The organism is Antrihabitans stalagmiti (genome assembly GCF_016482825.1).
In the GTDB taxonomy this organism is placed as follows: domain Bacteria; phylum Actinomycetota; class Actinomycetes; order Mycobacteriales; family Mycobacteriaceae; genus Antrihabitans; species Antrihabitans stalagmiti.
The window spans coordinates 387,284-399,558 of sequence record NZ_JAEMNV010000004.1; the positions used below are offsets into that span (position 1 = coordinate 387,284).

Consider the following 12,275-nt stretch of genomic DNA (forward strand, 5'->3'; position numbering starts at 1 on the left):
TTCGTCGCATGAGCACCAAGGGCATTGGGGACACGGCGAAATCCCGCCTTCGCGGGTGGTTCCTGGCCGACATCACCGAGCAGCCCGCCAACCATCAGGGTCCGTATCGGAAGGTGGCCACCGAGGAGCAGAAGCACCCGTGGTGGAAGGTGATGTGCCTGACCGGCGTCGACTACTTCTCGACCCTCGGCTATCAGCCGGGTATCGCGGCGCTTGCTGCCGGAGTCCTGTCTCCTATGGCAACCATCGTGCTGGTGGCCCTCACGTTGTTCGGCGCGCTACCGGTCTATCGTCGCGTCGCGCGGGAGAGTCCACACGGCGAAGGCTCGATCGCGATGCTGGCGAAGCTGTTGCCGAAGTGGCGCGGCAAGATTTTCGTCCTGGTGCTGCTCGGTTTTGCCGCGACCGACTTCATCATCACCATGACCTTGTCCGCCGCCGATGGTGCGGCTCACCTCATCGAGAACCCGTTCGCGCCCGATTCTTTTCACGACAAGAACCTGATCATCACGCTGATCCTGCTCGCCCTGCTTGCGGCGGTGTTCCTGAAAGGGTTCACGGAAGCGATCGGCATCGCGGTCACGCTGGTCGCGGTGTTCCTTGCCCTGAATCTCGTTGTTGTGATCGTCGGCCTGTACGAGGTGTTCACTGCTGAGCGCCTGATCACGGACTGGACGTCCGCGATGACAACCGAACACGGCAGCATCTGGATGATGATCGGGATCTCGCTGCTCGTGTTCCCGAAACTTGCACTGGGACTGTCCGGTTTCGAGACCGGTGTCGCGGTGATGCCGCAGATCGAGGGCGACGCCGACGACACCGAAAAGGACCCGAACGGAAGAATTCGCGGTGCCCGCCACCTGTTGCTGACCTCGGCGTTGATCATGAGCAGCTTCCTGATCGCATCCAGTTTCATTACGACGATCCTCATACCCGAGGACGACTTCAAGGCCGGTGGGCCGGCGAACGGGCGCGCGCTGGCCTACCTCGCGCACGAACATCTCGGCGAGATCTTCGGCACTGTCTACGACGTCAGTACGATCGCGATTCTGTGGTTCGCCGGTGCATCGGCCATGGCAGGTTTGCTCAATCTGGTGCCGCGTTATCTACCTCGCTTCGGTATGGCGCCGGAATGGGGCCGGGCGGTACGCCCGCTTGTAGTTGTCTTCGCGGTCGTCGCCTTCGGTATCACCTGGTATTTCGATGCCAGCGTCGATGCCCAGGGCGCTGCCTACGCCACGGGCGTGCTTGTGCTGATCACCTCGGCAGCTGTTGCCGTGACGCTGTCGGCGGCGCGAAAAGGCGAGTCTCGCAAAGCGATCGGATTCGGTGTCGTTGCGGCGGTGTTCCTGTACACGACGGTGGCGAATATCTTCGAACGCCCCGAGGGCTTGCAGATCGCGATGCTGTTCATCCTGGCGATCGTCGTCACCTCGTTTGCATCGCGGATTCTACGGTCGTTCGAATTGCGCGCGATCGACGTTCAGTTCGACGACACCGCACGTCGATTACTCACCGAGGCAGCGGAATTCGGCCAGATCCGCATCGTCTGCCACGACGCCTACCGTCTGGACATGGAGGAATACCGGCTCAAAGAGGCGCACCAACGCAAGGACAGCCGGATCCCGGGCGCCGAGCCGGTGATCTTCTTCGAAGTCAAAGTGGTCGACGCGTCCGAATTCAGCGCTCATCTGCACGTTCGCGGGTGCCAGGAGGGGGAGAACCGCATCCTTCGGGTCGACGGTGCAGTGATTCCGAATACCGTTGCGGCAGTGCTTCTGCAGATCCGCGACGAATGGAAGACGTTGCCGCACGTCTACTTCGAGTGGACCGAGGGCAACCCTGTCACGAATCTTTTGAAGTTCCTGTTCGTCGGCGAAGGCGAGGTCGCTCCCGTGACGCGTGAAGTGCTACGCCGAGCCGAGCCCGACGTTGCTCGCCGACCACATGTTCACGTCGACAGCTGACCCAGCACAGCGGTGAGCAACCGCACAGCGCCGTCCTTGTCCAGCGGGTGATTTCCGTTGCCGCACTTGGGAGACTGCACACACGACGGACAGCCTGCGCCGCATTCGCACGATGCGATGGCGTCGCGAGTGGCAGTCAGCCATACCTCGATCTCGCTGTGACCGCGATCCGCGAAGCCCGCACCGCCCTGATGGCCGTCGTAGACGAACACCGTCGGTAGTCCTGTGTCCTGGTGCAAAGCGGTGGAGACGCCGCCGATATCCCACCGATCGCATGTTGCGACCAACGGCAGCAACCCGATTGCCGCGTGCTCGGCCGCGTGCAGTGAGCCGGGAAACCGGTCCAGCGAGATGCCGGAGCGTTCGAGCAATTCCGGTGTGACCGTGTACATCACAGCTCGGGTGTGCAGCGTATGCGCGGGCATGTCGAGTTCGATCTGGTCGAGGACTTCGCCCGACACCAGCTTTCGCATATAGCCGACGACCTGATTGGTCACCTCGACACGAACAAGTGCGACACGGACTTCGCCGTAACGCTCGTCGGTGAGCACCTCGTCGATGGTGATGTCGGTGACTTCTCGCGCCGATGTCGTCCATTCGGGTTCTTCGGTGTGGACGAGTGCGATGCCGTCGTCGAGATCGAGTTCGTCGACGACGAAGGTCTCACCCTGATGGATGTACACCGCGCCGCGATGCAGGGTCGCCGGTGCTCGTCCGGCATCGGAGGTGCCGAGCATACGGCCCGATTCGCCGTCGACGATGGCGACCTGATTGCCGATACCACCGCGAATGCTCACTGCCGCATGCGGATTGGTCTCACCTGCTACGAACCAGCCGTGCGCGCGCCTTCGAATCAACCCCTCTTCGGCGAGTGCGCTCAGCACGTCCCAGCCGCCGAGTTCGAGTACTTCGTCGTCGGTCAGCGGCAATTCCAAAGCGGCGCACAATAATTGCGGACCCAACACGTACGGGTTGGTCGGGTCTGTGACGGTCGCCTCGACCGGTTTGTCGAGCAGCGCCGCCGGATGGTGAACGAGGTAGGTGTCCAGCGGATCGTCACGCGCGACGAGCAACACGAGTGACCCCTGACCCCTGCGCCCCGACCGACCCGCTTGCTGCCAGAACGAGGCGACCGTTCCAGGGAAGCCGGCGACGACGATCGCGTCGAGACCAGCGATATCCACACCGAGTTCGAGCGCGTTGGTCGTCGCCGCTCCGAGCAGTGTCCCGTCGGCCAGGCCGGCCTCGAGTTCGCGCCGATCCTCAGGCAGATAGCCCGCCCGATAGGCCGCGACGCGAGAGACGAGGTCGGGATCGATTTCGGCGAGCAACCGTTGGGTTCCGAGCGCGGTGAGTTCCGCGCCGCGGCGTGACCGGACGAAGGTCAGCGTCCGCGCACCCTCGACAAGGAGGTCGGCCATGATCCGGGACGCCTCACCGGCAGCGGACCGCCGGACGGGCGCACCGTTTTCGCCAGTGACCTCTTTCAGCAGCGGCGGCTCCCACAACGCGACCGTCCGCGGCCCGTGCGGTGACCCGTCCTCGGTGACCGCGACGCACGGCGCACCGACCAACCGGGTCGCGGCCGCGGCAGGGTCGGAGGTCGTCGCGCTGGCGAGGACGAAGACGGGATCGGCGCCGTAGCGAGCGGCGATGCGGCGTAGGCGACGAAGAACGAGCGCGACGTTGGAGCCGAACACACCTCTGTAGTAGTGACATTCGTCGACGACGACGTAACGCAGGTTGCGCATGAAGAAGGACCACCGCGGGTGCGCGCGGAGGATTCCGATGTGCAGCATGTCGGGGTTGGTGAACAACCAGCGCGCGTTTTCGCGGGCCCATTGCCGGACTTCGGTCGGGGTGTCGCCGTCGTACGCGATCGGTCGGACGCCGAACAGGGCATCCGTCGACTCGGTGAGTTCGCGAACCGCGCGGAGTTGGTCGGCACCGAGTGCTTTCGTCGGAGCGAGATACAGCGCGGTGGCGAGCGGATCCTGCGCCAGCGTCGTGAGGATCGGGAGTTGGTAGGCGAGCGACTTTCCCGACGCTGTTCCGGTCGAAACGACGACGTTGCGCCCGCTTGCGGCGATCGACGCGGCCTCGACCTGGTGCGTCCACGGCTCGCTGACGCCAGCTTCGCGCAGCGCTTCGATCACCTCACGCGACGCCCACGTCGGCCATTGCGTCGTCGCCGCGGCTCGCGCGGGCAGATCGGCGACGTGGGTGAGGGGGTCGTCGGCAGCGGGTGTTCCGGCCAAGACACGGTTCAGCAACTGTCGGCCGTAGCCGAGTTGGGCGCCGTCGGCCACGTTGTCGTCGCCGGACGAGATGGTCACTCTTCGCTCCTCTGCCGAACTGCATTCCGGTTATCGGACGGCAAACAGACCGGCGGTTCATGTTTGCCTCTCATAGCCCCTCACCTGCGCTTTCACAAGATCAACTTTTTTGAATTGTTGCCGAACTCGACTGTCGAACCTAGCGGTCTCGTGGTTGACTGACTTCTGGTCGCAAGCTTCTGTGTTCGTACGCTCTTCGATGTGCAAGCGCTCGCAGGATCTCTAGTTGCGAGCGGTGTGCTTTGTGCTTCCTGAGGGGGTCAGAAGCGCAGCGGTCGGAACGGGCCCGGCGGGCTGTAAGTGCTGTCCGCCGATTCCGGTTAGACAGAAAAGGATCAGCATGGCACAGGGCACTGTGAAATGGTTCAACGCCGAAAAAGGCTTCGGATTCATTGCACCTGAGGACGGCTCAGCAGACGTCTTCGTTCACTACTCCGAGATTCAGGGCAGCGGCTTCCGCACCCTCGAGGAGAATCAGCGCGTCGAGTTCGAGGTCGGTCAGGGCACCAAGGGTCCCCAGGCCACCGGCGTTCGCGCAGTCTGATCGAATTCGTTCACTTCGAACGAGACATCCGCATGGGCTCGGTCAACTAGACGCGTCCAGCTCGTCCCCCGTCACCGTCCGGTGCCGGGGGACGAGTCGGTTCTGGGGCCAAGTGCGACATTGCGCGGATATATAGGACAAACCTTTCTGCCAAGTTCCGTGTCGCGATGTCGGCCACGACGATCTGACCTACTCTCGCGGTTGTGGTCCAGCTGTCCTTCTTCTCTGCTGAATCCGTGCCGCCCGCGGTCACGGATCTCAGCGGGCTGCTCGCTGGACCCGGCCAGGTAGTTACAGCGAACGGAAATGCCCGCATCTCGGTAGTCGTCGATGCGCAGTGGCGGGCCAGGGCGGTTGCCGCGCAGATCGAGCAATGCGGTTTGGACGCCGAAATCGGAGTGTCCGAGGAAGGACATCCGCTGGTCAGGACCGCAAGTGTGCCTGCGCTGGCACCGCTGGCCTCGCAGTGGACCCGCGGTGCGATCAAGTCGCCGCCGGGTGGCTGGGTGCCTGGTCCTCGTGAACTGCGGATCTGGGCTCTGGCCGCTGGTCACGGCGAAAACGGTGGCGAACGCTTCGTCCTTGCACTCGACCCCCGCGCGCCCGATACGCATGCGCCGCTCGCACAATCGCTCATTCGTGCAGGTATCGCGCCGACTATGATCGGTACGAGAGGTGCCAATCCGGGCCTGCGTATTGCCGGTCGACGACGACTGACCAGGCTCGCGGAAAACATTGGCGAAGCACCCCCCGACGCCGACCCGAACGTCGGCTGGCCCCCCTTCTGACGGGCCGCAGGTGGAGGAGAACTGCAGGTATTTGCATACTGTGTGCAACTCTGTAACTCGCTGGATGCATATATAACGGGTCGGCAATGGCCTGTGGTGCATGCTCGTGAGCAGCGAAGATCGATGAAAGGTACGGCAGCAGGTGGCAACAAAGGACAAAGGGACGGCCGCGGCATCGCCCGGGGCAGGACAGAACCTGCGTCGCCTCGTCATCGTCGAATCACCGACGAAGGCGCGGAAAATCGCCCCATATCTGGGACGCGGGTACACGGTCGAGGCATCCGTCGGCCATATTCGCGACCTTCCGCGCGGTGCCGCTGACGTGCCGGCCAAGTACAAGGGCGAGTCGTGGGCCCGCCTCGGCGTCGACGTCGATCACGATTTCCAGCCGCTCTACGTCGTCAGCCCGGACAAGAAGTCGAAGGTCACCGAACTCAAGGCCCTGCTCAAGGACGCCGACGAGCTCTATCTCGCAACCGACCCCGACCGCGAAGGCGAAGCGATCGCCTGGCACCTGCTCGAAACGTTGAACCCCAAGGTCCCCGTTCGCCGGATGGTCTTTCACGAGATCACCGAGGCGGCGATCCGCGCGGCCGCAGCTGATACCCGCGAGCTGGACAACGACCTGGTCGATGCCCAGGAGACCCGCCGCATCCTCGACCGTCTGTACGGCTACGAGGTCAGCCCGGTCCTGTGGAAGAAAGTTATGCCGCGCTTGTCGGCCGGTCGCGTGCAGTCGGTTGCGACGCGCGTCATCGTCCAGCGCGAACGCGAGCGGATGGCGTTCCGTTCCGCCGAATACTGGGACATCTCGGCCAAGCTCGACGCCGGCGCGGAAGCGAGTCCGCGGACGTTCGGTGCCCGACTCGCCAGCGTCGACGGTTCCAGGGTTGCCAGCGGTCGTGATTTCGGAGCCGACGGCAAACTCAAGACCAGCAGTGTCACCGTTCTCGACGAGTCGCATGCGCGTCGCCTTGCCGAAGCGCTCGCCGGTGTCGACCTCACGGTGTCCTCGGCCGAATCGAAGCCGTACACCCGCAAGCCCTACCCGCCGTTCATGACGTCGACGCTGCAGCAGGAGGCGGGCCGCAAGCTCCGCTACACCTCGGAGCGCACGATGCGGATCGCGCAGCGACTCTACGAAAACGGCTACATCACCTACATGCGTACCGACTCGACGACGCTGTCGGAGTCCGCGATCAATGCCGCGCGCTCGCAGGCCGAGGACCTCTACGGTCCGGAATACGTGCACCCGACAGCTCGGCAGTACACGCGCAAGGTCAAGAACGCGCAGGAAGCACACGAGGCGATCCGCCCCGCCGGTGACGTCTTCGCGACGCCTGGCCAATTGCACTCCTCGCTCGACACCGACGAGTTCAAGCTCTACGAGTTGATCTGGCAGCGGACCGTCGCGTCGCAGATGGCCGATGCCCGTGGCACCACGTTGACGCTGAAGATCGAGGGCGTCGCGGGCACCGGCGAGACGTGTGTGTTCTCGTCGTCCGGCCGCACGATCACCTTCGCAGGCTTCCTCAAGGCCTACGTCGAGAGCGTCGACGAAGAAGCGGGCGGTCAATCCGACGACGCCGAGTCGCGGTTGCCCGTGCTCGTCGAAGGTCAGGAAGTTACTGCCAGCGAGCTCAATCCGGACGGTCACACGACGAACCCGCCCGCGCGCTACACCGAAGCCTCGCTGATCAAGATCCTCGAGGAGATGGGCATCGGCCGTCCATCGACCTACGCCTCCATCATCAAAACGATCCTCGACCGCGGTTACGTCTACAAACGTGGCAGTGCCCTCGTGCCTGCCTGGGTGGCATTTGCTGTAATCGGTTTGTTGGAAGCCCATTTCGGCCGTCTCGTCGATTACGACTTCACTGCCGCAATGGAAGACGACCTCGACCAGATCGCAGGCGGACTCGAACAACGCGGAAACTGGTTGTCCAGCTTCTACTTCGGTGGCGAAAGTGGCGCCGAAGGATCGGTTGCACGGTCGGGCGGTCTGAAAACGATGGTCGGGTCGCGGCTCGAAGAGATCGATGCTCGTGAGGTCAACTCGATCAAGCTGTTCGCCGATGAGGAAGGTCGCGACGTCTTCGTCCGCGTCGGCCGCTTCGGACCGTATCTCGAACGCTCGGTAAAGAATCCGGACGATCCGGACGGCGATCCGATCTCGCAGCGCGCGAATCTTCCCGACGACCTGCCGCCCGACGAGCTGACGGTCGAGTACGCCGAAAAACTTTTCGCGACACCGCAAGAGGGTCGACGCTTGGGTCCCGACCCGGTTACCGGACACGAAATCGTTGCCAAGGAAGGACGATTCGGTCCGTACGTCACCGAGATCCTCCCAGAACCTGCTCCTGTGCAGGAGGATCCGGCCGCGGCGCCTGCGAAGAAGACTGCCAAGAAGACGGCGGCCAAGAAGGCTGCTGCCGTAAAGCCCCGTACCGGTTCACTTCTCAAGTCGATGGATCTCGCGACAGTGACGCTCGAAGACGCCTTGCGGCTGCTGTCGCTGCCCCGCGTCGTCGGTACCGACCCGACGAGCGGTGAGGAGATCACTGCGCAGAACGGTCGGTACGGTCCGTACCTCAAGCGCGGCACCGACTCTCGATCGCTCGAGAACGAAGAGCAGATGTTCACGGTCACTCTCGAAGATGCCGTGAAGATCTATTCCGAGCCCAAACGTCGTGGGCGCCAAGCCTCTGCTGCGCCGCCGCTGCGTGAACTCGGAAACGACTCTGCGACAGACAAACCGATGGTGATCAAGGACGGCCGGTTCGGTCCGTACGTCACCGACGGTGAAACCAATGCGAGCCTGCGCAAGGGCGACGAAGTCGAGTCGATCACCGATGCGCGTGCGTCGGAGCTACTTGCCGATCGTCGTGCTCGCGGACCGGTCACTCGTAAGAAGGCACCGGCCAAGAAGGCTGCCAAGAAGGCAGCAACCAAGACAGCCGCGAAGAAGACCGTGGCTAAGAAGGCAACTGCGAAGAAGACGCCGGCTCGCAAGAGTTGATCCGACAGCGGTCCGTCGCTGTCGGGGCTCGGCGCTAGGGTTCTTTTCGTGGCGCGAGTATTCGATCGATTGGTTGGTCAGCAGGCGGTGGAGGCCGAGCTCAGCGCGGCCGCCGTCGCCGCGCGGCGTGGGATCGGTGCGTCGGGATCGGCGATGACACATTCGTGGTTGTTCACGGGTCCTCCCGGTTCGGGTCGGTCGATAGCCGCGCTGTGCTTTGCTGCGGCGTTGCAGTGCACCGACGAAGGTGTTCCCGGCTGCGGCCACTGCCACGCCTGCACGACGACGATGGCAGGCACGCACGGCGACGTCCGTCGCGTCATTCCGGACGGTCTGAGCATCGGAACGGCCGAGATGCGGTCCATCGTCCCGATCGCATCACGGAAGCCCAGCACCGGCCGCTGGCAGGTCGTCGTGATCGAGGATGCCGATCGACTCACCGAAGCCGCGGGCAACGTCCTGCTGAAGGTCGTCGAAGAGCCGCCTGCAAAGACTGTATTTCTGCTGTGTGCGCCGTCTGTCGATCCTGAGGACATCTCGGTGACCCTGCGGTCGCGCTGCCGTCACGTTCACCTCGTGACGCCAGGTGTGGACGCCATCGCGGGCGTTCTGCGTGAGGTCGACGGGTTGGATGCGAAGACGGCGCAGTGGGCTGCCGGTATCAGCGGTGGCCACGTCGGCCGCGCGAGGCGTCTTGCGACCGACGAGCAGGCACGTGACCGTCGTAAGAAGGCATTGGGGCTAGCGGCTGCGGCATCGCGTCCAGCGCGGGCGTACGAGGCGGCTGACGAGCTTGTGAAGGACGCGGAGTCCGAGGCCAAGGCGATGAGCGAGGTCCGCGACGAGCGGGAGACCGAAGAACTGAAGACCGCACTCGGCGCTGGCGGGTCCGGCAAGGGGACCGCGGGCGTCATGCGTGGGTCCGCGGGTGTGTTGAAAGACCTGGAGCGGCGTCAGAAATCGCGCGCGACCAGGACGAGTCGAGACTCCCTCGATCGTGCGCTGATCGACCTCGCCGGGCTGTATCGCGATGCCCTGTCGGTGTCGTTCGGAGCGAACGGGACCTTGACGCACCCCGATATGGCCGACGAGGCAGGCAGGCTGGCCGACATGGCGTCGCAGGAAGGCCTGCTCCGGTGCGTCGAGGCGATCCTCGAATGCCGCGAAGCACTGGCCATCAACGTGAAGCCGAAGTTCGCCGTCGCTGCGATGGTCGCCACACTCGGTGCGGCAGTTCGCTAGCCAATAGCCGTTTGAACTGGGCGAATGTGACATTCGTCCCGCATAGCGGTACCGCTGTCGCATTCGCTCCGGGCCATCCATGGCAGCCCGTTTTCGCGTTGCGGCGAAGAGCAGATAGACTCGCCTGCGCCGCAAGGCACCGCCGCCTTAGCTCAGTCGGTAGAGCATTTCACTCGTAATGAAAAGGTCAAGAGTTCGATTCTCTTAGGCGGCTCCATCCATCCCCACCAGCGGTTATGCGATTCGCATAGCCGCTGTTTCGGCTTAGAACCGCAGGTATGGACCTCGGGCGCATTTCTGCGAGAATCTTGCGATGGTCGACCACGTGGCGCTCCAGCGTGAATCGCTGAACCGCATTCTCGCGGTCGTGCGAGGCCTCGGCGTCGGCGAAAGTCTCGACGTGACCCTCGACCGTATCGTCCGGGCTGTCGTTGACGTGCTGGGCTTTCAGGCCGTTGTTGTGAACGTCCGTGTGCCCGGCGACGAACTGGTGATCAAAACTGGTTTCGGGCCACCCGAGGTACTGGACATGGTCGGCGAAACCATGGCCCACTCGACCTGGTTGGAAGTGCTGTCCAAGTCGGACCGTTGGGGTGATCTCAGGTTCAGCAAGGACTTGGAGGCGCTCGACGTGGAGGGCCCGGTGGCGTACCGCGATCCTGACGTCTCGCACTATCCGACTGTCCCCGCCGGTGTCGGCGAGACGGCCTGGGAGCCGTCGTTCCTGTTGCTAGCGCCGATGTGGGCGGGACCGGACGACCTGCTGGGTGTCCTGAGTGTCGATCTGCCCGTCTCGGGGAGAGTGCCCGATGCGGAGCAATGCGCGATGCTCGAACTCTTCGCGGGTCAAGCAGGCGTGGCGATCGCCGAAGCGGCCCGCACCGGCAGCGCGCACGACGAACAGCTCCAATATCGGGTGGTATTCCTGAATTCGTTGATCGCCACAGCGATGCTGGGGGCCGACTCCCGGATTGTCGAGGTCAACGGCGCGTTCGAAGCCCTTGTCGGGCAATCGAACTCGGACTTGGCAGGCAAGGCGATAGACGATGTATTCGACGCAGCGGATACACCTTCGGAGGATGGCCAACCCGACGGCTCGTCCGATCGTCGAGTGCGTCGACCCGATGGCCGTTCTCGGTGGGCGCGAGTGCGGGTGCAGCGAGTCGAAGGGGCATCCGGTGAGCGGTACGTGTGTACCGCGGAGGATCGCACCGACGCCACCTCGAACTGGTCGACCTGCGGGCGCGCGCGGAACGAGACGATCTGACCGGCCTCGCCGTGCGCAGCGTCGCATTACTCGACCTGACAGAACGACTGGGGCGCGGCGACACGCCGTCCACCGTGCATGCGTTTATGTACTGCGATCTCGACAGGTTCAAGTCGGTCAACGATGAGTTCGGACATCCGGCAGGTGATCGCGTCCTCACCGAGGTTGCCGATGTTCTCGTCGAGTGCGCTGCCGAAGGGGATCGGGTGTGCCGGCTCGGTGGAGACGAGTTCGCTCTTGTCGTCACACGTGAATCCCTCGATGCCGTCGAGGCGCTGGCTCGTCGTTGCGTGGAGTCGGTCGCAAAGCTCGCCCCCTCGGACTCGGCGGCGCCGCACAATGACGATGGCGTGAGATTGTCGATCGGTGCGTGTGTCTTTTCGCGGGGAGGTGCGACACAGCATTCTGCGGCAGAGATCGTCGCGGCCGCAGACGCGCAGCTGTACAAGGTCAAGCGCAGCGGCGGAAACAGCTGGCGCGCAGTCGAATTGGATTAGGAAAGCCGATCCGCCGATGCAGTGTCGGCACATCACTATGTAACACTTCGGTTTTGGCCAACGATTACTTGAAGACATTGCAAAACGGGGAGGGTTTCAATGAAAAAATCTATGGTCGCCGCTGCACGGGTCACCGCGACCGCAGTGTCGGTTCTTGGCTTCGCTGCAGTTCTCGGTTCGGGAACGGCCCAGGCCGCGCCGCAGGATTGCACAGTCACGCGAGACCTGATCAGCGCGACCGCGGCGTGTCATGAGAACGAATTTCCCGCCGGCAGGGAGTACTCGCTGATCGTCGAATGCTTCGGCCTGGCGCCCATTCCGAACGCTTTTCCGTTCTTGGCCGTTGGTCCCTACCGCGGTTCGTGGAGTGGATCATTCAGCCCGAACGGTGGCGGCACCGCATCATGCCTCGGTCCCCTGAGTGTCGGGACAACAACCAACGCATACGTAGTGGTGTACCGCGACTGAGGCGGTGACATTGGCTCGCTTCGCTCGCTGGCTTCGGGGTCTAAGTCACGCGCGCTTCCCTCCTTCTCTGGTCGCTCCGCTCCCGCCGTCGTCAGTCCAGCTCGCGTGGACCCCTTCGCCGTGACACTGGCTCGCTCCGCTCGCTGG

9 protein-coding genes and 1 tRNA gene are annotated in these 12,275 nt (G+C 63.7%); 9 read left to right on the plus strand and 1 reads right to left on the minus strand.

Annotated features, from left to right (window positions below; genetic code table 11):
* Positions 1 to 8 precede the first annotated feature (8 nt).
* Entirely contained in the window at positions 9 to 1,967 is a 1,959-nt protein-coding gene (locus JGU71_RS14765) for an APC family permease (protein ID WP_199704895.1), read from the plus strand.
* Here JGU71_RS14765 and sftH read toward each other — a convergent pair.
* A complete protein-coding gene (gene sftH, locus JGU71_RS14770; protein ID WP_199705312.1) occupies positions 1,952 to 4,297 on the minus strand; it encodes a DEAD/DEAH box helicase in 2,346 nt (781 codons plus the stop codon). The genes JGU71_RS14765 and sftH overlap by 16 nt on opposite strands.
* Positions 4,298 to 4,643: 346 nt before the next feature.
* Between sftH and JGU71_RS14775 the strand changes: the two genes are divergently transcribed.
* The 8 genes from JGU71_RS14775 (at position 4,644) to JGU71_RS14805 (ending at position 12,128) form a co-directional block, all read left to right on the plus strand.
* Positions 4,644 to 4,847: a cold-shock protein gene (locus JGU71_RS14775; RefSeq protein WP_005248460.1), complete on the plus strand. Its 204-nt coding sequence runs from the start codon at positions 4,644 to 4,646 to the stop codon at positions 4,845 to 4,847.
* Between the two features lie 203 nt (positions 4,848 to 5,050).
* Entirely contained in the window at positions 5,051 to 5,635 is a 585-nt protein-coding gene (locus tag JGU71_RS14780; protein ID WP_199704896.1) for a hypothetical protein, read from the plus strand.
* Between the two features lie 142 nt (positions 5,636 to 5,777).
* Positions 5,778 to 8,654, plus strand: coding sequence for a type I DNA topoisomerase (gene topA / locus JGU71_RS14785; protein ID WP_199704897.1), 2,877 nt, complete (start codon positions 5,778 to 5,780; stop codon positions 8,652 to 8,654).
* A gap of 48 nt (positions 8,655 to 8,702) precedes the next feature.
* The gene (locus tag JGU71_RS14790) at positions 8,703 to 9,896 is read left to right on the plus strand and encodes a DNA polymerase III subunit delta' (protein WP_199704898.1); all 1,194 of its coding nucleotides are present in this window, start codon (positions 8,703 to 8,705) and stop codon (positions 9,894 to 9,896) included.
* 141 nt (positions 9,897 to 10,037) lie between these two features.
* Positions 10,038 to 10,113, plus strand: a tRNA-Thr gene (locus JGU71_RS14795).
* Positions 10,114 to 10,209: 96 nt separating this feature from the next.
* Positions 10,210 to 11,163 carry a PAS domain S-box protein gene (locus JGU71_RS14800; protein ID WP_233529215.1) on the plus strand — a complete coding sequence of 318 codons (954 nt, stop codon included), beginning with the start codon at positions 10,210 to 10,212 and terminating at the stop codon, positions 11,161 to 11,163.
* 11 nt (positions 11,164 to 11,174) lie between these two features.
* Positions 11,175 to 11,660 carry a GGDEF domain-containing protein gene (locus tag JGU71_RS29885; RefSeq protein WP_307829662.1) on the plus strand — a complete coding sequence of 162 codons (486 nt, stop codon included), beginning with the start codon at positions 11,175 to 11,177 and terminating at the stop codon, positions 11,658 to 11,660.
* Between the two features lie 99 nt (positions 11,661 to 11,759).
* Complete coding sequence (locus JGU71_RS14805) at positions 11,760 to 12,128, plus strand: hypothetical protein (protein WP_233529216.1); 369 nt, start codon at positions 11,760 to 11,762, stop codon at positions 12,126 to 12,128.
* The last annotated feature ends 147 nt before the right edge of the window (positions 12,129 to 12,275 follow it).

Coding starts and splice junctions, on each gene's coding strand:
- JGU71_RS14765 (WP_199704895.1), top strand. CDS start 9: ATGAGCACCAAGGGCATTGGGGACACGGCGAAATCCCGCCTTCGCGGG.
- JGU71_RS14775 (WP_005248460.1), top strand. CDS start 4,644: ATGGCACAGGGCACTGTGAAATGGTTCAACGCCGAAAAAGGCTTCGGA.
- JGU71_RS14800 (WP_233529215.1), top strand. CDS start 10,210: ATGGTCGACCACGTGGCGCTCCAGCGTGAATCGCTGAACCGCATTCTC.
- JGU71_RS14805 (WP_233529216.1), top strand. CDS start 11,760: ATGAAAAAATCTATGGTCGCCGCTGCACGGGTCACCGCGACCGCAGTG.